This is a genomic window from Klebsiella scottii, from assembly GCF_036561945.1.
Lineage (GTDB): Bacteria > Pseudomonadota > Gammaproteobacteria > Enterobacterales > Enterobacteriaceae > Klebsiella > Klebsiella scottii.
In genome coordinates, this window is record NZ_JARXNI010000017.1 from 20,186 (window position 1) to 45,616 (window position 25,431).

23 protein-coding genes are annotated in these 25,431 nt (G+C 55.0%); 7 read left to right on the forward strand and 16 right to left on the reverse strand.

The genetic code is table 11. From position 1 onward, the window contains the following. From fabZ to rpsB, 12 genes are all read right to left on the reverse strand, one after another. On the reverse strand, nucleotides 1-456 hold the full coding sequence (fabZ, locus tag QFI97_RS00375; protein ID WP_004145858.1) for a 3-hydroxyacyl-ACP dehydratase FabZ: 456 nt from the start codon (nucleotides 454-456) through the stop codon (nucleotides 1-3). A 151-nt stretch (nucleotides 457-607) separates the two neighbouring features. After that, a complete protein-coding gene (lpxD, locus tag QFI97_RS00380) occupies nucleotides 608-1,633 on the reverse strand; it encodes a UDP-3-O-(3-hydroxymyristoyl)glucosamine N-acyltransferase (protein WP_331834600.1) in 1,026 nt (341 codons plus the stop codon). A 3-nt stretch (nucleotides 1,634-1,636) separates the two neighbouring features. Then, nucleotides 1,637-2,122, reverse strand: coding sequence for a molecular chaperone Skp (skp, locus tag QFI97_RS00385; protein ID WP_095103634.1), 486 nt, complete (start codon nucleotides 2,120-2,122; stop codon nucleotides 1,637-1,639). A gap of 123 nt (nucleotides 2,123-2,245) precedes the next feature. Beyond that, the gene (gene bamA, locus QFI97_RS00390) at nucleotides 2,246-4,675 is read right to left on the reverse strand and encodes an outer membrane protein assembly factor BamA (protein ID WP_095103640.1); all 2,430 of its coding nucleotides are present in this window, start codon (nucleotides 4,673-4,675) and stop codon (nucleotides 2,246-2,248) included. 31 nt (nucleotides 4,676-4,706) lie between these two features. Next, nucleotides 4,707-6,062 carry a sigma E protease regulator RseP gene (gene rseP / locus QFI97_RS00395; protein ID WP_346430470.1) on the reverse strand — a complete coding sequence of 452 codons (1,356 nt, stop codon included), beginning with the start codon at nucleotides 6,060-6,062 and terminating at the stop codon, nucleotides 4,707-4,709. Between the two features lie 11 nt (nucleotides 6,063-6,073). Further along, nucleotides 6,074-6,931, reverse strand: a complete 858-nt coding sequence (gene cdsA, locus QFI97_RS00400) for a phosphatidate cytidylyltransferase (protein ID WP_346430369.1) — start codon at nucleotides 6,929-6,931, stop codon at nucleotides 6,074-6,076. A 12-nt stretch (nucleotides 6,932-6,943) separates the two neighbouring features. Beyond that, entirely contained in the window at nucleotides 6,944-7,702 is a 759-nt protein-coding gene (gene ispU / locus QFI97_RS00405) for a (2E,6E)-farnesyl-diphosphate-specific ditrans,polycis-undecaprenyl-diphosphate synthase (RefSeq protein ID WP_095104095.1), read from the reverse strand. Between the two features lie 239 nt (nucleotides 7,703-7,941). Further along, nucleotides 7,942-9,144 (reverse strand): 1-deoxy-D-xylulose-5-phosphate reductoisomerase, encoded by a 1,203-nt coding sequence (ispC, locus tag QFI97_RS00410; RefSeq protein ID WP_095103649.1) that lies wholly within the window; start codon nucleotides 9,142-9,144, stop codon nucleotides 7,942-7,944. A 242-nt stretch (nucleotides 9,145-9,386) separates the two neighbouring features. Next, the gene (gene frr, locus QFI97_RS00415; RefSeq protein WP_041144131.1) at nucleotides 9,387-9,944 is read right to left on the reverse strand and encodes a ribosome recycling factor; all 558 of its coding nucleotides are present in this window, start codon (nucleotides 9,942-9,944) and stop codon (nucleotides 9,387-9,389) included. Between the two features lie 289 nt (nucleotides 9,945-10,233). After that, a complete protein-coding gene (gene pyrH, locus QFI97_RS00420) occupies nucleotides 10,234-10,959 on the reverse strand; it encodes a UMP kinase (RefSeq protein ID WP_041144130.1) in 726 nt (241 codons plus the stop codon). A 148-nt stretch (nucleotides 10,960-11,107) separates the two neighbouring features. Continuing rightward, on the reverse strand, nucleotides 11,108-11,959 hold the full coding sequence (tsf, locus tag QFI97_RS00425; protein WP_346430370.1) for a translation elongation factor Ts: 852 nt from the start codon (nucleotides 11,957-11,959) through the stop codon (nucleotides 11,108-11,110). Nucleotides 11,960-12,081: 122 nt separating this feature from the next. Next, nucleotides 12,082-12,807, reverse strand: coding sequence for a 30S ribosomal protein S2 (rpsB, locus tag QFI97_RS00430; RefSeq protein WP_041144128.1), 726 nt, complete (start codon nucleotides 12,805-12,807; stop codon nucleotides 12,082-12,084). Between the two features lie 324 nt (nucleotides 12,808-13,131). Here rpsB and map point away from each other — a divergent pair, with 324 nt between their 5' ends. From map to QFI97_RS00450, 4 genes are all read left to right on the forward strand, one after another. Next, nucleotides 13,132-13,926: a type I methionyl aminopeptidase gene (gene map / locus QFI97_RS00435; RefSeq protein WP_095103659.1), complete on the forward strand. Its 795-nt coding sequence runs from the start codon at nucleotides 13,132-13,134 to the stop codon at nucleotides 13,924-13,926. A 191-nt stretch (nucleotides 13,927-14,117) separates the two neighbouring features. After that, complete coding sequence (gene glnD, locus QFI97_RS00440) at nucleotides 14,118-16,781, forward strand: bifunctional uridylyltransferase/uridylyl-removing protein GlnD (protein ID WP_095103661.1); 2,664 nt, start codon at nucleotides 14,118-14,120, stop codon at nucleotides 16,779-16,781. 34 nt (nucleotides 16,782-16,815) lie between these two features. After that, complete coding sequence (gene dapD / locus QFI97_RS00445; protein ID WP_004872026.1) at nucleotides 16,816-17,640, forward strand: 2,3,4,5-tetrahydropyridine-2,6-dicarboxylate N-succinyltransferase; 825 nt, start codon at nucleotides 16,816-16,818, stop codon at nucleotides 17,638-17,640. 107 nt (nucleotides 17,641-17,747) lie between these two features. Then, complete coding sequence (locus tag QFI97_RS00450) at nucleotides 17,748-18,137, forward strand: DUF3461 family protein (RefSeq protein ID WP_004858100.1); 390 nt, start codon at nucleotides 17,748-17,750, stop codon at nucleotides 18,135-18,137. A 91-nt stretch (nucleotides 18,138-18,228) separates the two neighbouring features. On the opposite strand, the gene QFI97_RS00455 is transcribed toward QFI97_RS00450, so the two are convergent. The 3 genes from QFI97_RS00455 to dgt form a co-directional block, all read right to left on the reverse strand. Continuing rightward, entirely contained in the window at nucleotides 18,229-19,386 is a 1,158-nt protein-coding gene (locus tag QFI97_RS00455) for a CdaR family transcriptional regulator (RefSeq protein ID WP_346430371.1), read from the reverse strand. Nucleotides 19,387-19,577: 191 nt separating this feature from the next. Further along, nucleotides 19,578-21,017 (reverse strand): serine endoprotease DegP, encoded by a 1,440-nt coding sequence (gene degP, locus QFI97_RS00460; protein ID WP_133600603.1) that lies wholly within the window; start codon nucleotides 21,015-21,017, stop codon nucleotides 19,578-19,580. Between the two features lie 135 nt (nucleotides 21,018-21,152). Beyond that, on the reverse strand, nucleotides 21,153-22,667 hold the full coding sequence (gene dgt, locus QFI97_RS00465; RefSeq protein ID WP_346430372.1) for a dGTPase: 1,515 nt from the start codon (nucleotides 22,665-22,667) through the stop codon (nucleotides 21,153-21,155). 86 nt (nucleotides 22,668-22,753) lie between these two features. Here dgt and mtnN point away from each other — a divergent pair, with 86 nt between their 5' ends. The 3 genes from mtnN to QFI97_RS00480 are packed head-to-tail and all read left to right on the forward strand — an operon-like array spanning nucleotide 22,754 to nucleotide 24,904. Further along, complete coding sequence (mtnN, locus tag QFI97_RS00470; protein ID WP_095103666.1) at nucleotides 22,754-23,452, forward strand: 5'-methylthioadenosine/S-adenosylhomocysteine nucleosidase; 699 nt, start codon at nucleotides 22,754-22,756, stop codon at nucleotides 23,450-23,452. Continuing rightward, entirely contained in the window at nucleotides 23,445-24,245 is an 801-nt protein-coding gene (gene btuF / locus QFI97_RS00475; protein ID WP_095103668.1) for a vitamin B12 ABC transporter substrate-binding protein BtuF, read from the forward strand. Before mtnN ends, btuF begins: the two co-directional genes overlap by 8 nt. Nucleotides 24,246-24,280: 35 nt before the next feature. Further along, entirely contained in the window at nucleotides 24,281-24,904 is a 624-nt protein-coding gene (locus QFI97_RS00480; RefSeq protein ID WP_095103669.1) for a TRIC cation channel family protein, read from the forward strand. Nucleotides 24,905-25,004: 100 nt separating this feature from the next. Here the strand turns inward: QFI97_RS00480 and erpA are convergent, their stop codons facing one another. After that, nucleotides 25,005-25,349: an iron-sulfur cluster insertion protein ErpA gene (erpA, locus tag QFI97_RS00485; RefSeq protein WP_095103670.1), complete on the reverse strand. Its 345-nt coding sequence runs from the start codon at nucleotides 25,347-25,349 to the stop codon at nucleotides 25,005-25,007. Nucleotides 25,350-25,431 lie beyond the last annotated feature (82 nt).

Here is a 25,431-nt window from a genome sequence, read left to right on the forward strand (position 1 = left end):
TCAGGCCTCCCGGCTACGCGCACACATCATCGTTGCTTCGCAAACCACTTTTCCGTCCACCAGCGCGACGCCTTTAAAACGGGTCAGGCCGCGGCGGGTTTTCTCAAAAGTGACTTCCATAATCATCTGATCGCCTGGCACTACCGGACGTTTGAAACGCGCTTCATCAATCCCGGCAAAATAGTACAGTTCGCCCGGCTCGAGCTTGCCCACGCTTTTGAATGCCAGAATGCCGGTGGCCTGCGCCATGGCTTCCAGAATCAATACGCCGGGTAAAATCGGTTTACCAGGGAAATGCCCCTGGAAAAACGGCTCGTTAACAGAAACATTTTTTACTGCGCGCAGAAAACGACCTTCTTCAAAATCCAGCACGCGGTCTACCAGCAGGAACGGGTAACGGTGAGGCAGAAGTTCCAGAATCTCTTCAATGTGCAGAGTATGAGTGTCAGTAGTCAAAATACTCTTCCTGTCTAAATATACTAAAAGGCAATAATAACACGGCCTGCGGCAATCTTATGAATGCAACAGGCCGAAAATTTTAACGCGCTATCCGCCAGGCGGCCGCTTTATCAGCTACGTGGCATGATTTCGCGTCTGGCTGGGTGCGCTAATCTTGCTGATTAACCTTGCGCTCAACTGCTTTGAGGCGCTTGCTTATATCATCAATATTCATCACCAGCGCGGCTGTTTTACGCCAAACCTTATTCGGTTGCAGCGGGATACCTGAAGAGTACACGCCAGGTTCTGTAATAGGACGCATAACCATCCCCATCCCCGTGACGGTAACTTTGTCGCAGATTTCCATATGACCGTTGATAACGCTGGCGCCGCCAATCATACAGTAGCGGCCGATTTTCAGGCTACCCGCCATGATCACACCGCCAGCAACGGCGGTATTGTCGCCAATCACGACGTTGTGCGCAATCTGGCACTGGTTGTCGATAATGACGCCATTGCCGATCGAGGTGTCATCCAGCGCACCGCGGTCGATAGTGGTACAGGCGCCGATCTCCACGCGATCGCCGATAATGACGCGACCTAGCTGCGGGATCTTCACCCAGTTACCGCGATCGTTGGCGTAACCGAAACCGTCTGCACCAATCACGGTGCCGGACTGGATCAGGCAATTTTCGCCGATCTCAATCTCGTGATAAACGGTGACGTTGGCCCATAAACGCGAGCCTGCGCCAATTTTGGTCTTTTTACCAACGAAGCATCCGGCGCCGATAACCACGTTATCGCCGAGCTCTACGTCGGATTCGATAACGGCGTTAGGGCCGATCGCTACGTTATTACCCAGCTTCGCCGTGGCATCGATGACCGCGCTGGCCGCGACATTCTGCGCCGGCTGCGGCGTGGTATCAAGTATTTGAGCCATGCGCGCGTAGGTCAGGTAGGGATTACGCACTACCAGCGCGGCGCCGTGGGCAAAAGGTAAATCATCCTGCGTCATGACAACGGCAGAAGCCTGGCAAGCGGCCAGGTGATCACGGTATTTAGGATTTACCATGAACGTAATATGGCCCGCTTTTGCAGTCTGCATGGATGCAACGCCGGTGATGACGATATCGCCATCACCGTGTAATTCTGCATCCAACTGCTGCGCAAGATCAGCCAGTCGAATTGAAGGCATTACTTAGTTAACCTGTTTCAGCACATCAGCGGTGATGTCTTTTACATCGCTGCTGTTGTATGCAACGGCATTAGAATCTACGACCAGATCGATGCTCTGGCTGTTCGCTACGCTTTTCACAGCGGTCTGGATACGGGTAACCAGCTTGCCACGTTCTTCGTTAGAACGACGTGCACGATCCTGCTCAAAAGACTGCGCCTTCTGAGAGAAAGTCTGGCGCTGAGCCATTACGTCTTTTTCCAGCTTGGTACGGTCGGCGCCCGGCTTCATGGACTGCAGACGCTGCATTTTAGACTGCAGGTCACCTTCCATACGCTGCAGCTCGCTCGCGCGGCCTTTGAACTCGTTTTCCAGCGTATTAGAAACGCCTGTTTTCTGGGCAACCTGTTGGAACAGGCTGTTCATGTTTACCATTGCAATTTTATCTGCCGCCTGTGCGGAAGTTACCATTGCTAAACCCAGACCTGCAGCTAATAACCACTTTTTCACAATTAACTCCTTACCATCCCATGAGTACCCAGGGGTACCGTTATTTGCGTGGCCAGGCGACAACCGAGGTTATCGCCTAAAGTCAGCGCGATACTGCACTTACATTCCTTTGTCGCCCTACAGTTACCAGGTTTTACCAATGTTAAACTGGAACTGCTCGGCCTTGTCTCCCTCGTACTTTTTAAACGGTTGGGCGTAGGAGAATACCAACGGCCCCAACGGCGACATCCACTGTACCGCAATACCTGCGGACATACGGATGTTGCTCGGATCGCCATAATCCGGATAGCCACCGTACGCGCTCGAATCCCAGTGCGTATCCCACACGGTACCCATATCCCAGAAGAAGGAGGTACGGACCGAGTTAGCATACTTATCGCTGATAAACGGCGTCGGCGTAATCATCTCCAGGCTGGCGACCGCCATGGCGTTACCGCCCACTGCATCATCAGATTCGCATGGCGCGGATGCGGTGCTCTTACAGTCGTTAGTGTAGCCGCTGTCATCATCATGACGGCTGCTGGCCGGGAAATAGACCGCTTTCGGACCAATGGTGTTCGACTGGAACCCGCGCACGGTGCTTGAACCACCGGCGTAGAAGTTCTCGTAGAACGGCATCTCTTTGCCGCCCAGGCCATCGCCGTAGCCAAAGCGGGTACGTCCCAGAACCACCCACTTGTGATCGTCATCGATCGGCACGTAGGTCGCCGTATCCAGCGTGGCTTTGTAATATTCGTTATCTGAGCCCGGAATGGTCACTTTACCATTCAGGTTAACGCGCGAACCTTCCGTCGGGAAGAAACCGCGGTCCAGCTTGTTGTACGTCCAACCGTAGTTGAAAGTGAAGTCGTTAGCGCTAAAGCCGTTGCTATCGTTCGTCGTACTTGGGTACTGCCCCAGAGAGTTCAGATAACGCCACATCGCTACCTGCGGCTTCATGCTGGACAAGGAGTTATGTACATACCCCAGCCCCGCTCGCAACGTGTTGTATTCATTAACCGGGAAGCCCAGCGTCACGTCCGAACCATAGCTTTTATTGGTATAGTCGGACAGATCCGCATCGCTTGCATCGAAGTCGTTATAGAAGAGACGACCACCGAGGCTGACGCCATCAACGGTGAAATACGGGTTAGTGACCGACAGTTCAGTATAGGTCTGGTAATCGTTTTTGGTGCCGCTAATTCCGACGGAATAGCCGGTACCCAACCAGTTGTCCTGCTGAACGCCCGCCTGGAAGCTCACGCCGCTTTCAGTACCGTAGCCGATACCAAAGTTGAAGCTGCCGGTGTTACGCTCTTTGACCTTATAGACCACGTCTACCTGGTCCGGGCTGCCAGGAACGCGCTGCGTATCGGTATCAACGGTTTCGAAATAGCCTAAACGGTTCAGACGATCTTTACCCTGGTCAACCAGGTCGCTGCCCAGCCACGCTCCTTCCATCTGGCGCATTTCGCGACGCAGAACGGAATCTTTAGAGGTGTCGTTGCCTTCAAAGCGAATTTTACGGACGTAGTAACGGTTCCCCGCATCGACGTTGACGTGCAGCTTCACGGTCTTGTCGGAATCGTTGATTTCCGGCTGCGACTGAACGCGCGGATAGGCGTAACCGTAGCGACCGAGGAGTTTCTTAATGTCATTCTCCATTTTGGTCACTTTGGCGCCGTTATACAGCTCGCCCGGCTCGACTTTGGTCAGCGCTTCGATTTCCGCCGAGTGCCCCGCCAGATCGCCCGTCACCTGCACACCCGATAGCTTGTACTGATCGCCTTCGGTAATGTTCACGGTGATATAGATGCCTTTTTTATCCGGCGTCAGGCTCACCTGAGTGGAGTCGATGTTGAAACGCGCGTAGCCGCGATCCAAGTAGTAGCTGCGCAGAGTTTCGAGATCCCCTGCCAGTTTCTGCTTCTGGTATTTGCGATCGCCGACCACGTTCCACCACGGCACTTCGTCGCGCAGCTGGAAGGTTGAAATCAGTTCATCGGTGCTGAATGCATGGTTACCGACAATGTTGATCTGCTGGATTTTCGCCGAGACGCCTTCCTGGAACACCAGCTTCAGGTCGACGCGGTTACGCGGCAGCGGCGTGACGACAGCTTTTACGCTGGCGCTGTACTTACCGACGCTATAGTAGAAATCTTCCAGCCCTTTCTCGATATCAGCGAGCGTCGTACGGTCAAGGGACTCCCCAACGCGTACGCCGGATGCCTCAAGGTTTTGCTTGAGCATGTCATCCTTCACCGACTTGTTACCGGAGAAAGTGATGCTGGCAATCGTTGGGCGCTCTTTCACCTGCACCAGCAGGGTATCACCATCGCGCAGGACGCGAACGTCCTCAAAGTTGCCGGTGGCAAACAGAGCACGAATGGTGTTACTGATATCATCATCGGTCACCGTATCGCCAGGACGCACTGGCATACTGAGGAGGGCCGCACCAACAGCGACACGCTGCAAGCCTTCGAAATGAATGTCCTTCACCACGAACCCTTCAGCACCGTATACGGTTGCGCTGCTAAACAGCAGCGACGCTATGAGCAACTTTTTCATCGCCATCGTTATTATGCGTTCTTCCTAACAAACTCTCTTACAACCGAGAGAAATCATTGAAAAGTGCAAGCCCCATTAACAACACCAGCAGTATTGAGCCAATGCGATAACTAAAGTCTTGAACTCGCTCGGATACCGGCCCGCCTTTTAGCTTTTCAATCGCTAAAAACAGCAGGTGCCCCCCGTCCAGGACGGGAAGCGGGAACAGGTTGATTATCCCGAGGTTCACGCTTATCAGCGCAAGGAACATCAGATAGTAAATCAACCCAAACTCCGCTGACATTCCAGCCCCCTGGGCGATAGAGATCGGCCCGCTGAGGTTGTTCAGTTTGACATCACCGGTTATCAATTTACCCAGCATCCTGACCGTTAACGACATCAGTTGCCAGGTTTTATCCGTGGCTTCAGCGATGGCGGCAAACGGCCCGTACTGACGAACTGTCTTATATTCATCGGGCAGCGGGATGACCTTAGGCACAACCCCTGCAAATCCCTCAGACTGACCTTTACTACCGGACTTCGAATCTGGTGTCAGCGTCACGGACAGAGGACTCCCCTGTCGTTCGATGTCCAGAACCAGCGCCTTACCGGGATTATCACGCACCAGATTAACAAACGTCATCCACTGCGTTAACGGTTGACCATCGACTTTAACGATCCTGTCGCCCGCTTGCAAACCCGCCTTCTGCGCTGCCGAATTCGATTGTACTTCTGCCAGAGCGGTATCAACCTGCGCGCTCCGGGGCTGAATGCCCAGCGATGTCACCGGATCCTGCTTGTCCGGCTCGAACGCCCAGTGGCGTAAATCGAGGATTTTATCCTGGCGTTGGCTTGTCCCGAAAGGGGCGACCGAAACTATTGTTTGCTGGTCTCCAATCTTCGTTACCAGCGCCATACGCACAGCATCCCAATCAGGCGTTTCGATGCCATCTATCGCTTTAAGTTCCGTTCCTTTTGCAATTTGTGCGTGTGCGGCAATCGAATCGGGTACTATTTCGCCAACAACCGGACGAACGCCAGGGACGCCGATGATAAACACCAGCCAGTAGGCAAAAATGGCAAAAATAAAGTTCGCGATCGGTCCCGCGGCGATTATCGCGGCGCGCTGACCGACGGTTTTGTTATTGAAAGCGCAGTGGCGAATCTCAGGCGCCACCGGCTCGACGCGTTCGTCGAGCATCTTGACGTAACCGCCGAGTGGGATAAGGGCGATAACGAATTCCGTCCCCTGCTTGTCAGAGCGCCGCCATAGCGCTTTGCCAAAGCCGATGGAGAAGCGTTCAACGCGAACGCCGCAGCGACGAGCCACCCAGAAATGGCCAAACTCATGCACGGTGATCAATACGCCCAGCGCAATGATAAAGGCGGCCAAATTCCAGAGAACGCTTAGCATAAAACCTTCCGTCAAATCGTCCTGAAGACCAACAATAGCAGACACGCGAATACCGGTACCGCCGCCGTCAGGCTATCGATACGATCCAGAATTCCGCCGTGTCCGGGAATCAGATGCCCGCTATCCTTGATGCCGGCCTCTCGCTTAAACATACTTTCCGTCAGGTCGCCGAGCACCGAAGCCAGCGCCGCAACGATAGAGCAAATGAGCAGTACCGCCGGCGTAACATCGAGATTCGCCCACAGGCCGTATGCCCAGGAAATAACCGCTGCGGTGACCAGTCCGCCAAAAAAGCCCTGCCAGGTTTTGCCCGGTGAAACCTTCGGCGCCAGCTTATGCTTACCGAACATTTTGCCAAACATATAGGCACCGGAGTCCGCGCCCCAAACCAGAATCATCACGTACAGTAACCACAGCGCGCCGCTGTAATGGTTATCCGCGTAGTGCCAGGCGCGCAGCGTCAGCATGCCCCAGAAGAACGGAATAATGGTCAGAATGCCAAAAACCAGGCGCAGCGTTTTAGAGTTCCGCCAGAAGGCAGCAGAAGCCGGGTAGGAAAGCACCAGCAGCAGGGCCGCAATCCACCAGCCCAGCGATGCCCATAGCGCCCCCTCAACCACCGGCTGATGGACGTCGTAGTGATACTCAGGCATCAGGAAAAGCATCAACGCCAGCAGCAGGCCGCAGAGCAGCGCCAGCCAGACGCGTTGGGTCGTTGAAGTGAAGCCGCTTAGCTGCCCCCACTCCCACGCGGCGAGCATACAAACGACCAGCGTGACGATGGCAAAACCCGCAGGCGGCAACAGGAACAGCGCCGCAATCACCACGGGGATTAAAACAAAAGCCGATATCAGGCGATACTTCAGCAAAAGCGACCCCCATCAGGCATTGCTGCCACCCGGCTCAGTGCCGCCGAAACGACGCTCTCGATTAACAAAGGCATGGAGTGCACCTTCAAAGTCCTGTTCAGCAAAATCGGGCCAAAGAACATCGGTAAAGTAAAGTTCGGCATAGGCAATTTGCCAAATCAAAAAATTACTGATTCGATGCTCTCCCCCGGTCCTAATAACTAAATCTACAGGTGCCAGTTCATGCATACAGACCTGCTGACTTAGCATGTCTTCCGTGATCTGTTCGGGCTGAAGTAACCCGTTTTTTACCTGTTCGGCCAGATTGCGGACGCCCTGAACGATATCCCAGCGTCCACCGTAGTTAGCCGCAATATTCAGCGTTAAGCCCGTGTTGTTCTCAGTGAGCGCTTCCGCTTTGCGGATCCGCTCCTGCAGGCGAGCATTAAAACGCGTGGTTTCGCCGATGATACGCAGGCGAACGTTATGCCGGTGCAGGCTTTTGACTTCGCTATCCAGCGCCCAGACGAACAGCTCCATCAGCGCGCTGACTTCCTGCGCCGGACGGTTCCAGTTCTCGCTGCTGAATGCGTATAACGTCAACGCTTCAATACCATTGTTCGCCGCGAAGGAAACTGCGCGACGGACTGACTTCGCTCCGGCTTTATGGCCGAATGCGCGAATTTTCCCTTGCTGTTTCGCCCAGCGTCCATTGCCATCCATAATGATGGCGACATGACGGCAGCCATGTACAGGTGATATTTCGCTGACAGTTTGATTAGCAGACAACATAACGCGTTTTAAGTCCATAATAAGGATTAGCCACGCCACTAAACGCAAGCAACCGGTCAGCGCTATATACGCATTTTTATCCAGTGCCGAAGCTGCGGCTAATCGCAGAGAACAACCAAAAGCTTTACGCAAAAAAGCCGTGTCATGCCACGGCCACCGCAATCTTAGACAACGATCGGGTGGCGCAGACTATATCACTGAAGCCCAGCGCCCACAAATATCACAACGTATTGCGTCGGTCAGCCCCGCGCCGCCAGATGTTTCAGCTGCTGATGAGCAGCAACTCTCGCCTGAGCATCGATAATCAGAACTTCTTCAATGCTTTGCGGCTCATCCAGCGCCAGCTGCTCCAGCACACCCAGGTTAACCGCCGCAATATCGGTGAAGCGGATCTCCTCGGCGAGGAACGCGGCTACCGAAATTTCATTGGCGGCATTCAGCGCCGTCGTCGCCGCCTGACCGACATCAAATGCCTCCATCGCCAGCTTCAGGCACGGATAGCGTCCGTAATCCGGAGCGGCAAAGCTCAGATTGCTCAGGCGGCAGAAATCCAGCGCTTCAGCCCCGGAGTTCAGACGCTGCGGCCATCCCATGGTGTGGGCGATCGGCGTACGCATATCCGGCTCACCGAGCTGTGCGAGAACGCTGCCATCGCGATAGCGCACCATTGAATGGATAACGGATTGCGGGTGGATCAGCACTTCCATCTGTTGGGCCGAGGCGTTGAACAGCCAGCGGGCTTCGATATACTCCAGTCCCTTATTCATCATAGTGGCGGAATCGACAGAAATTTTGCGTCCCATTGACCAGTTAGGATGGCGGCAGGCCTGATCCGGCGTCATCGCCGCCAGCTCAGAGATTGCTGTTTCCCGGAAAGGACCACCGGAACCGGTCAGCAGAATCGACGAGACGCCGTTCTGCGTTAAGTCAGCGTATCCCAGATTGTGTTGAATTGTTTCCGGCATACTCTGAAAAATAGCGTTATGTTCGCTATCGACGGGCAACAGGCGCGCGCCAGACTGCTGCACGGCGTCCATAAACAGACGACCGCAGGTCACCAGCGCCTCTTTGTTGGCCAGCAGCACCGTTTTACCGGCGCGAATGGCCGCGAGCGTAGGAACCAGACCTGCGGCACCGACAATCGCCGCCATGACCTGGTCAACGTCATCCAGCGCGGCAACTTCCGCCGCGGCTTGCTGGCCGCTCAGGACTTCGGTACGGCTCGCGCTTTCGCGCAGCGCGATACGCAGAGATTCGGCGCTTTTCGCATCATCCATGACCGCGTAGCGGGGGGTGAATTCCAGACATTGTTCAACCATACGGTCGACATTTTTCCCCGCGACCAGCGCGGCGACGGAAAAGCGATCGGGGTTATGGCGCACGACATCCAACGTGCTGCAGCCAATTGAACCGGTCGAACCGAGAACGGTTAAGTGCTTCATGAGGCGTCCAGAAGAAATAAGACAGGATAAAAAGAAAAACGCCGCCAGCAAGCCCTCGCACATCAACAATCAGGAGGCGGGTAGGCGGTATATAGCCTTCAACAAGAGTGCCAAAGGCTACAGAGCCGACCTTTTCAACGCAATCCCTGGAGCTGAGCGTTCGGTCTTCTGTACGGCGTTTCAGACTGTACGCCCGTCCCGTTCATCAAACGGCAATTGAGGACGGACATAACGGCAGGAAATCAGAACTGCATCAGTTCCGCTTCTTTATCTGCCAGCGCCGCATCCACTTTCTTGATGGCGGCGTCAGTCATTTTCTGCACGTCGTCCTGAGAGCGGCGATCGTCATCTTCGCTGATCTCTTTATCTTTCAGCAGCGCTTTTACTTTGTCGTTAGCGTCGCGACGAACGTTACGTACCGACACGCGAGCCTGTTCGGCTTCTGCGCGCACGATCTTGGTCAGATCTTTACGACGTTCTTCGGTCAGCGGAGGCAGCGGAACGCGGATATCGCTACCCGCAGAGCTTGGGTTCAGACCGAGGTCGGAAGCCATGATCGCTTTTTCAACGGCCGGGCTCAGGGAGCGGTCGAACACGTTGATTTTCAGAGTACGGGAGTCTTCTACCGTTACGCTTGCCAGCTGACGCAGCGGCGTAGGCGTGCCGTAATATTGCACGACGATGCCATCCAGCAGGCTGGGGGAAGCACGACCCGTGCGTATTTTGCTGATTTGGTTTTTGAACGCTTCAACGCATTTTTCCATGCGTACTTCAGCATCTTTTCTGATGTCGTTAATCACGTTACTAATCCTTGGAAACTTGTCTCAGGCAGACTAAACGCCGCACAGCTGCTATCAGGTGAGCTAAGTATAGTCCCGTTTAATTCATGACGACGCCCTGGGCGCGTCTGAGTAAAAAACCGCTACTAAGGTAGAGCGGAATCTTACCTGCATTTCTACACAAAATCATTCAAGTTGTATCAAGGCGACAGCTGGGCAAATTCCCCGGCGGCTTACTGAAGTCAGCGGCTGGGGTGAGCAAAGGCAGCCAACGCAGAGACAGCCTGAAAAATGAAGCGTATTACGGAAATTACTCCGTAATTAACGTCCCTTCTTTTTCGCCCATCACCACGCGGCGCAGCGCGCCGGGTTTGTTCATGTTGAATACGCGAATCGGCAATTTATGGTCACGCGCCAGGGTAAAGGCTGCCAGATCCATAACTTTCAGCTCTTTATCGAGCACTTCGCTGTAGCTCAGCTGATCGTACATGGTTGCAGACGGATCTTTAGCCGGGTCGGCGGTAAATACGCCGTCGACTTTGGTCGCTTTCAGCACCACGTCAGCTTCAATTTCAATACCGCGCAGGCAGGCTGCGGAGTCGGTCGTGAAGAACGGGTTGCCGGTGCCGGCAGCCAGAATAACGACGCGATTATTACGCAGCAGGCTGATCGCCTCTGCCCAGCTGTAGTTATCACAAACGCCGTTCAGCGGAATCGCTGACATCAAGCGAGCGTTCACATAGGCGCGATGGAGGGAGTCACGCATTGCAAGGCCGTTCATAACCGTTGCCAGCATGCCCATGTGGTCGCCCACGACGCGGTTCATACCCGCTTTCGCCAGACCAGCACCACGGAACAGGTTACCGCCACCAATCACTACGCCAACCTGAATACCCAGTTCAACCAGTTCTTTGATTTCCTGAGCCATACGGTCAAGTATGCTTGCATCAATACCGAAGCCTTCCGAACCCTGCAGAGCTTCGCCACTTAACTTAAGCAGAATACGTTTGTAGACGGGTTTTGCATTGGTAGCCATGTTTCTTTCCTGAGACTGTCAACGAGTGAGATGAGTTAATTCTGGCGACATTGTATGTCGCTTTTCAGCGCAGCCACTATAAGTGGTTGGCTGAATTTACAAAATGGGCACAAAAAGAAGCCGCCCTCAGGCGGCTCCTTTTAAAAAATTAAGACTGCTTGGACATCGCAGCAACTTCTGCTGCAAAGTCAGTCTCAACTTTTTCGATGCCTTCGCCCACTTCAAAGCGGATGAAGCCAGTCACATCTGCGTTGTGCTCTTTCAGCAGCTGAGCAACAGATTTGCTTGGGTCCATAACGAAAGGCTGGCCAGTCAGAGAAACTTCGCCGGTGAATTTCTTCATGCGGCCTTCAACCATTTTCTCTGCGATTTCTTTCGGCTTACCGGACTGCATCGCGATGTCCAGCTGAACCTGGTACTCTTTCTCTACCACATCAGCAGAAACGTCTTCCGGCTTAACGAATTCTGGCTTGCTTGCAGCGATGTGCATAGCCAGCTGTTTAACCAGCTCCTGGTCTGCGCCTTTAGCGGCAACCAGAACGCCGATACGTGCGCCGTGCTGGTATGAACCCAGAACTTCGCCTTCCAGGGCAGCAACGCGACGGATGTTGATGTTTTCACCGATTTTAGCAACCAGCGCAACGCGCTCTTCTTCGAACTGTGCTTTCAGCACTTCAACATCAGTGATTTTGCCAGCAACCGCTGCGTCCAGTACTTTGTTAGCAAAAGCCTGGAAACCGCCATCTTTCGCTACGAAGTCAGTCTGGCAGTTAACTTCCAGAATGATGCCGTAGGTACCGTCGATCTTGGTGATGATCACGCCGTCAGCAGCAACGTTACCTGCTTTTTTCGCCGCTTTGATCGCGCCGGATTTACGCATGTTTTCGATTGCCAGCTCGATGTCGCCGTTAGCTTCAGTCAGTGCTTTTTTGCAATCCATCATGCCTGCGCCAGTACGTTCGCGCAGCTCTTTTACCAGGGATGCGGTAATTTCAGCCATTCTTTAATCCTCGGGAGAGATATGACCTGCCTGGTTCCAGGAACCAAACAGGTTTAAAAGTGAAAAAGGGGCCAAATATAGGCCCCTATTTATACACGGTACTAAATAAGGGCTAGACCTTATTATTCAGCTTCTACGAAGCTTTCTTCCGCTTGAGAAGCCAGATCCTGAGAACGACCTTCACGCACGGTTGCAGCTACTGCACCCAGGTACAGGCTAACAGCGCGGATTGCATCGTCGTTACCCGGGATAACGAAATCTACGCCGTCCGGATCGGAGTTAGTATCAACGATAGCAAATACCGGGATACCCAGGTTGTTTGCTTCTTTGATAGCGATGTGTTCGTGGTCTGCATCGATAACAAACAGTGCGTCCGGCAGGCCGCCCATGTCTTTGATACCGCCCAGGCTGTTTTCCAGCTTGGCCAGTTCACGAGTACGCATCAGCGCTTCTTTCTTGGTCAGCTTCTCGAAAGTACCGTCCTGGGACTGAGTTTCCAGGTCTTTCAGACGTTTGATGGACTGACGAACGGTTTTCCAGTTAGTCAGCATGCCGCCCAACCAGCGATGGTTCACGAAGAACTGATCGCAGCTGTTAGCAGCGTCTTTTACCGCTTCGCTTGCAGCGCGTTTAGTACCAACGATCAGGATCTTGCCTTTACGAGCAGAGATCTTGTTCAGTTCAGCCAGAGCTTCGTTGAACATCGGTACAGTTTTCTCAAGGTTGATGATGTGAACTTTGTTACGCGCGCCGAAGATGAAAGGCTTCATTTTCGGGTTCCAGTAACGGGTCTGGTGACCAAAGTGAACACCAGCCTTGAGCATGTCGCGCATGGAAACAGTTGCCATGTTTAAAAACCTCTATAGATAAAGTTGGGGTTATGCCTCCACGTATCCCATATTACCGACCCCAAAGGGCACCCCGGAATATGTGTCGATACGTGTGTGTTATATACACAAAGTGAGATTTGTCGCTTCAGTCCATCCTGTGTAGTACGAAATGGAACGGAAGTCCGGCGCGCTTTATACCACAAAACAGGACTGGACACCAACTCTTGTTGACGCTGAGTGCTGTTAATGATTCTCAATTTGGCACCAGGTCGCCCGGACTGTTAACATTGGCGGGACTTACTCTATTATTGTCGAAAAAACCGACACAGCTGGACACAATCCATGGCTATTTCTATCAAGACATCTGAAGACATCGAAAAAATGCGCGTCGCAGGCCGCCTGGCCGCCGAAGTGCTCGAAATGATTGAACCCTATGTAAAACCGGGCGTCAGCACCGGCGAGCTGGACCGCATCTGCAACGATTACATCGTCAATGAACAGAAAGCGATCTCCGCCTGCCTCGGCTACCACGGCTTCCCTAAATCGGTGTGTATCTCGATTAACGAAGTGGTGTGCCACGGTATCCCGGACGATGAAAAACTGCTGAAAGACGGCGATATCGTCAACGTTGACGTCACGGTCATTAAGGATGAGTTCCACGGCGACACCTCCAAAATGTTTATCGTCGGCAAACCGACGATCCTCGGCGAGCGTCTGTGCCGCGTTACTCAGGAAAGCCTCTATCTGGCGCTGAAGATGGTCAAACCCGGCATCAACCTGCGGGCAATCGGTGCGGCCATCCAGAAATTTGTCGAAGCGGAAGGTTTTTCCGTGGTGCGTGAATACTGCGGGCACGGCATTGGCCGCGGCTTCCATGAAGAGCCGCAGGTGCTGCACTACGACTCGGCGGAGACCAACGTGGTGCTCAAGCCGGGCATGACCTTTACCATCGAGCCGATGGTCAACGCCGGTAAGAAAGAGATCCGCAGCATGAAAGACGGCTGGACGGTGAAAACTAAAGACCGGAGCTTGTCTGCCCAGTACGAGCATACTATTGTAGTGACGGATAACGGCTGCGAAATTCTGACGTTACGCAAGGATGACACCATCCCGGCGATAATCTCGCACAGCGAATAACGAAAAGCCGGCGCCCGCCGGCTTTTTTATGACGGGCATCCTGCGGGCCGCCGCGGGCGACGTTAAAAATCGCTCCCGGCGATTTTTTATGACGGGCGTCCTGCCCGTCACCCTTCGGGCCGCCGTGGGCGACGTTAAAAATCGCTCCCGGCGATTTTTTATGGGCGATAGTCTTTTCTTATGGTGACGCGATGAGCAACTCTTTACCTGACACTGTCCCCCCTGCCCTCTCGGGCCAACCTGAGAATCCGGGCGCCTGGCCGCAGGATGATTTGAACTGCGCGGCGATTAAGACCCATCTCGAGCTTTTCCAGCGCTGGCTGGGTGAGGCTTTCGATGCCGGCACCGCCGCTGAGCGGCTGATTGAAGCCCGTACCGAGTTTATCGACCAGCTGCTGCAGCGCCTCTGGGTGGACTACGGCTTCGGGTCGGTTTGCGACATGGCTCTGGTGGCGGTAGGCGGATACGGTCGCGGTGAACTGCACCCGCTCTCCGACGTCGACCTGCTGATCCTAAGCCGAAAAAAACTCTCCGATGAACAGGCGCAGAAGGTAGGCGAGCTGCTGACGCTGCTGTGGGACGTCAAGCTGGAGGTCGGGCACAGCGTTCGCACCCTCGAAGAGTGCCTGCTGGAAGGATTGTCCGATCTTACCGTCGCCACCAACCTGATCGAATCGCGCCTGCTGATTGGCGACGTTGCGCTGTTTCTTGAGCTGCAAAAACACATTTTTAGCGACGGCTTCTGGCCGTCGGAGAAATTCTTTGCCGCCAAGGTAGAGGAACAGAACGAACGCCATCAGCGCTATCACGGCACCAGCTATAACCTTGAGCCGGATGTCAAAAGCAGCCCCGGCGGCCTGCGGGATATTCATACCCTGCAGTGGGTCGCGCGTCGCCACTTCGGCGCCACCTCGATGGATGAAATGGTTGGTTTCGGTTTCCTGACGGAGGCGGAACGCAACGAGCTCAACGAATGCCTGCATCAGCTGTGGCGAATTCGGTTCGCGCTGCACCTGGAGCTAACCCGCTACGATAACCGATTACTCTTCGACCGCCAGCTCAGCGTCGCCCGTCGCTTAGGCTATGAAGGCGAAAGAAACCAGCCCATCGAGCACATGATGAAGGATTTCTTCCGCGTCACCCGCCGGGTAAGCGAGCTGAACCACATGCTGCTGCAGCTGTTTGATGAAGCCATCCTTGCGCTGACCGAAGATGAAAAGCCGCGGCCGATTGACGATGATTTTCAGCTGCGCGGCACGCTGATCGATCTGCGCGACGATACGCTGTTCATCCGCGAGCCGCAGGCTATTCTGCGCATGTTCTATATTATGGTGCGCAACAGCAGCATCACCGGCATCTACTCCACGACGCTGCGCCACCTGCGCCACGCGCGCCGCCATCTGACGCAGCCGCTGTGCTATATCCCGGAAGCGCGAACCATTTTTCTCAGCATGCTGCGCCACCAGGGTGCGGTAAGCCGCGGGCTGCTGCCGATGCATCGCCACAGCGTGCTGTGGGCATACATGCCGCAGTGGTCGCATATCGTCGGCCAGATGCAGTTCGATCTGTTCCACGCCTACACGGTGGACGAGCACACAATCCGCGTGCTGCTGAAGCTGGAGAGTTTTGCCAAAGAGGAAACCCGCAGCCGCCACCCGCTGTGCGTTGAGCTGTGGCCGCGCCTGACCCATCCTGAGCTGATTCTGATTGCCGCCCTGTTCCACGACATTGCTAAAGGCCGCGGCGGCGATCACTCGGTGCTGGGTGCCCAGGACGTCCTGAAGTTTGCCGAACTGCACGGCCTGAACTCGCGAGAAACTCAGATGGTCGCCTGGCTGGTTCGCCATCATCTGTTAATGTCCGTCACCGCCCAGCGCCGTGATATTCAGGATCCCGAGGTCATCAAGCAGTTCGCGGAAGAAGTGCAGACGGAAAACCGCCTGCGCTATCTGGTCTGCCTGACCGTAGCCGACATCTGCGCCACCAACGAAACCTTGTGGAACAGCTGGAAGCAGAGCCTGCTGCGTGAGCTCTATTTTGCGACCGAAAAACAGCTGCGTCGTGGAATGCAAAGCACGCCGGATATGCGCGAACGGGTTCGCCATCATCAGCTGCAGGCGCTGGCGCTGCTGCGGATGGAAAACATTAATGAAGAGGCCCTGCATCAAATCTGGAACCGCTGCCGGGCCAACTACTTCGTGCGCCACACGCCAAATCAGCTCGCCTGGCATGCGCGTAATTTGCTCCGGCACGATCTCAATAAACCGATGATCCTGCTCAGCTCGCAGGCCACGCGCGGCGGCACCGAAATCTTTATCTGGAGCCCGGATCGACCGTATCTGTTCGCCGCCGTCTGCGGTGAACTTGACCGCCGAAATCTGAGCGTTCACGACGCCCAGGTCTTTACCACCCGCGACGGGATGGCGATGGACACCTTTATTGTGCTCGAACCGGACGGCAGCCCGCTGTCCGCCGATCGCCATGAGATGATCCGTCTTGGGCTGGAGCAGACCATTACTCAGCGCAGCTGGCAGCCGCCGGCCCCGCGTCGGCAGGCGGCAAAATTACGCCACTTTTCCGTCGCCACCGAGGTCAATTTCCTGCCCACGCATACCGACCGAAAATCGTTTCTTGAGCTGATTGCGCTCGATCAGCCTGGCCTGCTGGCCCGGGTCGGCCAGGTCTTCGCCGACCTCAATATTTCCCTTCACGGGGCCAGAATTACGACAATTGGTGAGCGAGTAGAAGATTTATTTATAATCGCCACGGCAGACCGGCGTGCGCTTAATAATGCGCTGCAACAAGAAGTACAACAACGGTTGACAGAGGCCCTCAATCCAAACGATAAAGGGTAACGAACTTTTATGTGTAATAGAGAAAGAGTAAACAATGCAGCAATTACAGAATGTTATTGAGTCCGCCTTTGAGCGCCGCGCCGACATCACGCCGGCAAATGTGGATACCGTAACCCGCGAAGCGGTTAACCAGGTCATTTCCCTGCTTGATTCCGGCGCTCTGCGTGTCGCTGAAAAGATCGATGGCCAGTGGGTCACCCACCAGTGGCTGAAGAAAGCGGTTCTGCTCTCTTTCCGTATTAACGATAACCAGGTTATCGACGGTGCGGAAAGCCGCTACTTCGATAAAGTACCGATGAAATTCGCCGACTACGATGAAGCGCGTTTCCAGAAAGAGGGCTTCCGCGTGGTTCCGCCGGCAGCCGTTCGCCAGGGCGCGTTCATTGCCCGCAACACCGTGCTGATGCCGTCCTACGTCAACATCGGCGCCTACGTTGACGAAGGCAGCATGGTTGATACCTGGGCTACCGTCGGCTCCTGCGCGCAGATCGGTAAAAACGTTCACCTCTCCGGCGGCGTGGGTATCGGCGGCGTGCTGGAACCGCTGCAGGCTAACCCAACCATCATCGAAGATAACTGCTTTATCGGCGCGCGTTCTGAAGTTGTCGAAGGCGTTATCGTCGAAGAGGGCTCCGTTATCTCCATGGGCGTGTACCTGGGCCAGAGCACCAAAATCTACGACCGCGAAACCGGCGAAGTGTTCTATGGCCGCGTACCGGCTGGCTCGGTGGTGGTTTCAGGCAACCTGCCGTCGAAAGATGGCAAGTACAGCCTGTACTGCGCGGTGATCGTGAAGAAGGTTGATGCGAAAACTCGCGGCAAGGTCGGCATTAACGAACTGCTGCGTACCATCGACTAAGCAGTATAAAAAGCGGGAGATATCCCGCTTTTTTTATATTTGACGCTGGCGAAGATTGGTTTTTTCGTTAATTATTCAAAGGTTATGATGATATCAAAGGTACCGTTATGTACGATAATCTGAAAAGTCTTGGCATTACCAATCCTGATGAGATCGATCGCTATAGCCTGCGCCAGGAAGCTAACAACGACATTCTGAAAATCTATTTTCAGAAGGACAAAGGCGAGTTCTTCGCCAAAAGCGTTAAGTTTAAGTATCCGCGTCAGCGTAAGACCGTTGTCGCCGATGGCGTAGGCCAGGGCTATAAGGAAGTGCAGGAGATCAGTCCAAACCTGCGCTACGTTATCGATGAACTCGATCAGATCTGCCAGCGCGATCGCACTGAAGTCGATCTGAAGCGTAAGATCCTTGACGATCTGCGTCATCTGGAAAGCGTCGTCACCCATAAGATCAGCGAAATTGAAGCCGATCTGGAAAAACTGACCCGCAACAAGTAAGTCTGCCCCCTTCCCTGGCCGGCGATGCCCGTCGGGGCTATGTGTACAGCCGCCCGGATAAGGCGCTCGCGCCACGATCCGGGATTATTCCCTATCTCTGTTCATCCAGCTGCAGCGCAATATACAGCAGCAGCCGATCGTCAAAACTGCCCAGATCCAGCCCCGTCAGCTCTGAAATACGATTCAGCCGATACTCCAGCGTATTACGATGAATAAACAGCGCCTTCGAGGTCGCCAGCGGCTGAACGTTATGGCGAAACCAGGCCTGCAGCGTGCGTCTCAGCAGGCCGTTATTGTCCATCGCCTTCAGGCGAACCAGCGGACGGGCCAGCTCGTTGGCCTGCCAGCCGCCGCGCAGACTATCGAGCAGCACCGGCAGCATCAAATCCTGATAAAAATAGCTCCGGCTCTCCGGCATGCGCTCCTTGCCGACCATCATGGTGGTGCGAGCGGTACGATACGAGCGCGCAATGCTGCCGGGCCCGGTAAAGAAGTTGCCTAACGCCACGCGGAACCGCAGCTGGCCGTTTTCCTTCATTCTGGCGATAAGCTGGTCGACCCGTTTGCAGTGGTCTTCCGCTTCCCAGCGGCCAAAGGCGTTCAGCGCGGGCTTAAGAACCACCATCTCAGTTAATGAGACAATCGCCACCAGGTTATTACGGTCGGGGGTGGTCAGAGCCGCCTGCAGCTGCTGCAGCTCCGCCATAGCGCTATCCACGCCCAGCTGGCCGCTGTCGACTTCAATCATGGCCACCACCCGCGGCTGATTCAGGTCGATTCCCAGGCGCTGCGCCCATTCGGTTAGCGCCGGGGTGTTCTCTTCCGCCTGAATCAAATTCATCACCAGCTCTTCACGCAGGCGGCTATCCTGAGCCAGCAGGTGCATCAGCCGGGACTGTTCCAGCATCATTTCTGCGGTCATGCACACCAGCTCGCCATACTTGCGCAGCGTTTCTGGCTCTCCGGTCAGGCCGATGACGCCGACGATTTCCCCTTCCAGGCGCAGGGGCAGGTTGATCCCCTGACGTACGCCGTGCAGGTGACGGGCTACCGCATCATCGATATCGACAATACGTCCCTGCGAGAGAACCAGCAGCGCGCCTTCGTGCAATTCACCAATACGCTCGCGATCGCCGCTGCCGATAATGCGCCCACGGGCATCCATTACGTTGATATTGGTATCAATGATGCGCATGGTACGCGCCACAATATCCTGCGCCATTTTGGTATCAAGATGCCAGCCAGCCATGTAACCCTCCCCTGAGCAGGGCATCAGCATAAAAGAGTTAGGTTAGCCGCGCATTGTGCGTATGCACAAAGCACGGGAGAGAAGTATGGAGTTGTGGAAGGAATCACAGAATGAAAGATCGGGCCCGGTGCAGGGTAAAAAAAAGCCCCTTCCCTCAGGCGAGGAGAAGGGGCCGGTTTAGCCGACAGAGATTACTGCATCAACAGGTAGATAGTGCTATCACCGCGCTGAATATTCAGCGCCAGCACCGACGGTTTAGCGTCAAAGATTTTGCGCAGGTCGGCAATATTTTTCACCGGCTGCTGGTTAGCGCCGACGATAATATCGCCTTTCTTCAGGCCAATCTGCGCCGCAGGAGTCCCGGCCTTGACGTTATTGACCGTCACGCCTTTATCCTGGCCCTTGTTGCTCATTTCAGCCCCTTCGATACCGTTGAAGATGGTGCTGGAATCAACCTGAGTCTGGTTGCTCTGCTGCAGTTCGACGGTCGCGGTTACCGGTTTGCCATCGCGCACCAGGCCAAGCTCGACCTTGCTGCCGATAGGCATCGTTCCGACCTGCGCGCGCAGTGCGGCAAAGCTGCTGATCGGTTTACCGTTCAGCGAGGTGATCACGTCCCCGGCTTTGATTCCGGCCTTCGCCGCGGCAGAACCCGGCATCACCTGGCTAACGAAGGCGCCGCGCTGGGCATCGACCTTCATCGCTTTTGCCAGCTCGGAGTTCAGCTCGGTCCCCATGATCCCCAGCTCACCGCGTTTCACCTGGCCATATTTGACCATCTGCTCGGTCAGGTTTTTCACCATATTGCTCGGGATGGCAAAACCGATGCCGATGTTGCCGCCGTCCGGCGCCAGGATCGCGGTATTGATACCAATCAGCTCGCCGTTCAGGTTCACCAGCGCGCCGCCGGAGTTACCGCGGTTAATCGCCGCATCCGTCTGGATAAAGTTTTCGTAGTTTTCCACGTTCAGGCCGCTGCGGCCGAGAGCGGAAACAATACCGGAAGTCACGGTTTCACCCAGGCCAAACGGGTTGCCAATCGCCACGGTGTAGTCGCCTACGCGCAGGGCATCAGAATCAGCCAGCTTGATTGCCGACAGGTTTTTCGGATCCTGAATCTGAATCAGCGCAATATCGGAACGCGGGTCTTTACCCACCACTTTGGCGTCAAACTTGCGGCCGTCGCTGAGCTGAACTTTGATGGTCGTCGCATTGTCCACTACGTGGTTGTTGGTGACGACATAGCCTTTCGCCGCATCAATAATCACCCCGGAGCCCAGCGCCATGAATTTCTGCTGCTGGCCGCCGTCAGCCGGCGCGCCGCCGCCCTGCCCGCCGCCTTGACAGAACGGAGAGCTCTGGAACGGAGAACCGTCCTGGCAGAACGGCGAGTTGTCGCCGAAGAACTGCTGGAAGTTGCGCGGCATCCGCGGAGTATTCACGGTCGTGCTGCCTTCAACGTTAATGCTGACGACCGACGGCATGACTTTTTCCAGCATCGGGGCCAGACTTGGCATCTGCTGCGCATTGGTCGCCGAAGAAGCTGTTTCTGCCGCGCTCGCAGAGAGCGGGGATAACGCCAGACCTAAACTCAGAGCCAGTGCACTCATTGCTAACGTGGTTTTTTTCATATGTCTCAATCTCGATTTTAGATAACGCAGAATTGCTATGTAAGTGACTATCAGAGTCATTTTATCGCGCTAAGTTCCGGAATTAAGCACTGCCAAAAAGTAAAAAATTATTGTCCGTCTTTACAAAACCTGTACCTATTCTACCGCCATCAGCCGCCGATATTCATCCCATGCATACAGGTCCGTCATCCCGCTAATATAGTCCTGGATCAGGCGGCAGCGATAATAGTATTCCATCAGCGGAAACTCTGCGGAATCTCCCGGAATTTTGTTTACCGCCTCAACGTAGGCCAGCCGATGTCGTGTTGAAAGTTTCTGAAATAGTCGCGAAGCGATAGGCAAACTTCTCACTCTCTCTTTTTCTACTAATAAGCTGAATTCCTCCAGCGACAATTTCAGCAGCGGCTGATAGATATCTAACAGGCCGCTAATAACGCGATAGCCCTGCAATTCCAGCTGCTCAACATCCGGATGGCTAAACACATGTTTTATCGCCACGTTTTTATATAGCTCCAGCAGCTGACTGCAGTCGCTATCATCCTCAAGCAGCGCGTGATTAAAATCACCGCTAAAAATCTTCGCGATGTTATCTATAAAACGCCGGGCCGCATATGGCACCAGTTTATTCAGCGTATTCACCCGCAAATACATAAAGAACTGATCTTCCGTGCTCCGGCTTAGAGAATTAGAACGTGATTTTTCCCACGCATTTTCTACGACCTGAGAAAATAGCGAACCTTTTTCATGCTGCCCCCACGCATCGTAAAGGTGCTGATATAGTTGCTCCACGCTGAAAATTCTCTTTTCTACCGCATCTTCCAGATCGGCAACACAATATGAGATATCGTCCGCCGCTTCCATAATCCATGTTAAAGGGAAGCGATTGTAAGGAGCCAGATCAAGTTCTTTACGTAACCTCGCAATATAGCCTTCTTCGGCTAAATAATAACCAGGTTTCTTCATTAAATAGCTGTGGCTGGCGGGCGTTTCGCCGCGCCACCAGGCCGGGCGGGTATATTTAAGAATACAGCCAACCTGCGCCCAGGTAAGATTCATTCGCATTAACGTATGTACTAAACGAATACCCTGGGCGTTTCCCTCAAACCAGCATAGATCCTGGCGGATCTTGCCGCGCAGCGCGTTCAGCGACTCCTCGCCCGGCCGCAGGCGCAGCACCTCCACCGTGCAGGGATCGTTAGGCAGCGGTTCGTTAGCCGCATCGTCGGGCGCCAGGCGCTGGCTGAACCAGTCATTAATTGCCGCCTCGCCAAAATGGCCGAACGGCGGGTTGCCGATGTCGTGCATCAGGCACGCCATCTCGACGATGCTCTCAAACGGTCCGCCGAGTTCATCCAGGCCGTAGGCCGTCAGCAGTTTCTGCTCTTTCAGCCGGCTGAGGACCTCTTTTGCTATGTAGCGCCCGACCTGCTGCACTTCGAGGGAATGGGTTAGCCGGGTACGCACCGCCGCGTTGCGTTCCAGCGGAAAGACCTGGGTTTTCTGCTGTAAACGGCGAATGGCCGGGGAGTTAATAATGCGCCCGCGGTCGCTTTCGAAAATACGCAGGATTTCACGTTCCGTTTCGACGCCCTGCGGCGAGCGATAGCGTCGGTGCCAGTTAATCTTGTTGCGAAAATCAATCTTTGCCATAGCCTCTCCCGCTCGCGAGCAATAACGTTTCCCTTTGAGTGCATGATAGACTATGCAACTAAACCTGACACATCGCGAGTAAATCTATGAAAATCGGCATTATTGGCGCTATGGAAGAAGAAGTTACCCTTCTGCGCGACAAAATCGAAAACCGCCAGACTATCACCCTCGGCGGCAGCGAAATCTACACCGGCCAGCTTCACGGTACCGACATCGCCCTGTTGAAATCGGGGATCGGCAAAGTTGCCGCGGCAATGGGCGCGGCGCTGCTGCTGGAAATCTGCAAGCCGGACGTGATTATCAACACCGGTTCCGCGGGCGGTCTCGAGCCAACGCTAAAAGTCGGCGATATCGTGATCTCCGACGAAACGCGCTACCACGACGCCGATGTGACCGCATTCGGCTACGAATACGGCCAGCTGCCGGGCTGCCCGGCAGGCTTCAAAGCCGACGACAAGCTGATTGCCGCCGCGCAAACCAGCATCGAAGCGCTGAATCTTAACGCGGTACGCGGTCTGATCGTCAGCGGCGACGCTTTCATCAACGGCTCCGTCGGGCTGGCGAAAATCCGCCATAACTTCCCGCAGGCCGTGGCGGTCGAAATGGAAGCCACCGCCATTGCGCACGTTTGCCATAACTTTGGCGTTCCGTTCGTGGTGGTTCGCGCCATCTCCGACGTTGCCGATCAGCAGTCCCATCTGAGCTTCGACGAGTTCCTCGCCGTCGCCGCCAGGCAGTCCACTCTGATGGTGGAAAATCTGGTGCAGAACCTGACGCGTGGCTAAATCGCTAAAACAGGCGCTTGCCGCCCTGCTGCTGCTGGCCCCGGCGTGGCTGTTTGCCGCGCCGCGGGTGATTACGCTATCCCCGGCCAATACCGAGCTGGCGTTTGCGGCCGGCATCACGCCGGTGGGCGTCAGCAGCTATTCCGACTACCCGCCGGAAGCCGCCGGCATCGAGCAGGTTTCCAGCTGGCAGGGGATGAATCTGGAACGCATTGTCGCCCTCAAGCCCGACCTGGTCCTGGCGTGGCGCGGAGGCAACGCCGAGCGCCAGGTTAATCAGCTAAGCGCCCTCGGTATCAAGGTCATCTGGGTCGATACCGCCACCATCGAAGAGATTATCACCACCCTGCGGCAGCTGGCGCAGTGGAGCCCTCAGCCGGAAAAGGCCCGTCAGGCGGCGCAGCAGATGCTGGACGACTATAGCGCGCTGAAAGCCCGCTACGCTCACCTCCCGAAGAAGCGCGTCTTTCTCCAGTTTGGCAGCAACCCTCTTTTTACCAGCAGTCAGGGATCGATTCAGGATCAGGTGCTGACGCTGTGCGGCGGCGAGAATATTTTCGCTGCCAGTAAAGCGCCCTGGCCCCAGGTCAGCCGCGAGCAGGTTCTCGCCAGGCAGCCGCAGGCCATTGTCATTACCGGCGATGCCCGCAAAATTCCCGAAGTCGAACGCTACTGGCATAATCAGTTAAAAATTTCGCTGATTGCGTTGCATAGCGACTGGTTTGAACGCGCGAGCCCACGTATTATCCTCGCCGCAAAACAACTCTGTACTGCGCTCGAGCAGGTAAAATAATCGCCTGTTAAGCAGGCGCTAAGCGGGAACTGACGATGCTAGTCTATTGGCTGGATATTATTGGCACAGCCGTATTTGCGATCTCCGGCGTGTTGCTGGCTGGCAAACTGCGTATGGACCCTTTCGGCGTGCTGGTGCTGGGGGTCGTTACCGCCGTGGGCGGCGGGACGATCCGCGATATGGCGCTCGCCAACGGCCCGGTGTTCTGGGTTAAAGACCCAACGGACCTGGTGGTGGCAATGGTGACCAGCATGCTGACGATCCTGCTGGTACGCCAACCGCGCCGGCTGCCTAAATGGATACTGCCGGTGCTCGACGCCGTCGGCCTGGCGGTATTTGTCGGCATCGGCGTCAATAAGGCCTTTATCGCCCACAGCGGTCCGCTGGTTGCGGTCTGCATGGGGGTAGTTACCGGCGTCGGCGGCGGCATTATTCGCGACGTGCTGGCGCGTGAAATCCCGATGATTTTACGTACCGAAATCTATGCGACGGCCTGCATTGTCGGCGGTATCGTGCACGCAACGGCCTACGATACTTTTCACGTGTCGCTGCAAAATTCGGCGATGATGGGCATGGCCGTGACGCTGCTCATTCGGCTGGCGGCAATCCGCTGGCACCTGAAGCTGCCGACGTTTGCGCTGGATGATAACGGGCGTTAGAAAGCGGCTTCATGGCGTAAACCAGCGTCCTGCAGGCCGCAGTCGGACAAGTTGCGCCGGCTGCGCGGCCCGTCCCTGGGCCTTACTTCGGCGGGATAAATCAGACGCTGAATGAAGATCCACAGCCGCAGGTGCTTTTCGCATTCGGGTTGGTCACGATAAACCGTGAGCCTTCGAGGCCTTCAGTGTAATCGACGGCACCGCCGACCAGATACTGCAGGCTCATTGGATCAACCACCAGGCCTACGCCCTGTTTCTCGATGGTCATATCCCCTTCGTTAACCTGATCGTCGAAGGTGAAGCCGTACTGGAAACCGCTGCAGCCGCCGCCGGTGATATAAACGCGCAGCTTCAGGTTCGGATTGTCTTCATCAGCAATCAGGAATTTTACTTTTTTGGCTGCGGCTTCGGTAAACTCCAGCGGCAACACGACATCATCACTCATTTTATGCTCCCATTGATACTGCCGATCCGGTTAAAGAATAACCGGACCTTTTGAGCCATTATCTAATACCCTGGTAAATCGT

Coding starts and splice junctions, on each gene's coding strand:
- dapD (WP_004872026.1), top strand. CDS start 16,816: ATGCAGCAATTACAGAATGTTATTGAGTCCGCCTTTGAGCGCCGCGCC.
- dgt (WP_346430372.1), bottom strand. CDS start 22,667: ATGGCAAAGATTGATTTTCGCAACAAGATTAACTGGCACCGACGCTAT.
- ispC (WP_095103649.1), bottom strand. CDS start 9,144: ATGAAGCACTTAACCGTTCTCGGTTCGACCGGTTCAATTGGCTGCAGC.
- glnD (WP_095103661.1), top strand. CDS start 14,118: ATGAGCAACTCTTTACCTGACACTGTCCCCCCTGCCCTCTCGGGCCAA.
- bamA (WP_095103640.1), bottom strand. CDS start 4,675: ATGGCGATGAAAAAGTTGCTCATAGCGTCGCTGCTGTTTAGCAGCGCA.
- ispU (WP_095104095.1), bottom strand. CDS start 7,702: ATGTTGTCTGCTAATCAAACTGTCAGCGAAATATCACCTGTACATGGC.
- rseP (WP_346430470.1), bottom strand. CDS start 6,062: ATGCTAAGCGTTCTCTGGAATTTGGCCGCCTTTATCATTGCGCTGGGC.
- tsf (WP_346430370.1), bottom strand. CDS start 11,959: ATGGCTGAAATTACCGCATCCCTGGTAAAAGAGCTGCGCGAACGTACT.
- erpA (WP_095103670.1), bottom strand. CDS start 25,349: ATGAGTGATGATGTCGTGTTGCCGCTGGAGTTTACCGAAGCCGCAGCC.
- map (WP_095103659.1), top strand. CDS start 13,132: ATGGCTATTTCTATCAAGACATCTGAAGACATCGAAAAAATGCGCGTC.
- degP (WP_133600603.1), bottom strand. CDS start 21,017: ATGAAAAAAACCACGTTAGCAATGAGTGCACTGGCTCTGAGTTTAGGT.
- lpxD (WP_331834600.1), bottom strand. CDS start 1,633: ATGCCTTCAATTCGACTGGCTGATCTTGCGCAGCAGTTGGATGCAGAA.
- QFI97_RS00455 (WP_346430371.1), bottom strand. CDS start 19,386: ATGGCTGGCTGGCATCTTGATACCAAAATGGCGCAGGATATTGTGGCG.
- QFI97_RS00450 (WP_004858100.1), top strand. CDS start 17,748: ATGTACGATAATCTGAAAAGTCTTGGCATTACCAATCCTGATGAGATC.
- mtnN (WP_095103666.1), top strand. CDS start 22,754: ATGAAAATCGGCATTATTGGCGCTATGGAAGAAGAAGTTACCCTTCTG.
- pyrH (WP_041144130.1), bottom strand. CDS start 10,959: ATGGCTACCAATGCAAAACCCGTCTACAAACGTATTCTGCTTAAGTTA.
- QFI97_RS00480 (WP_095103669.1), top strand. CDS start 24,281: ATGCTAGTCTATTGGCTGGATATTATTGGCACAGCCGTATTTGCGATC.
- rpsB (WP_041144128.1), bottom strand. CDS start 12,807: ATGGCAACTGTTTCCATGCGCGACATGCTCAAGGCTGGTGTTCACTTT.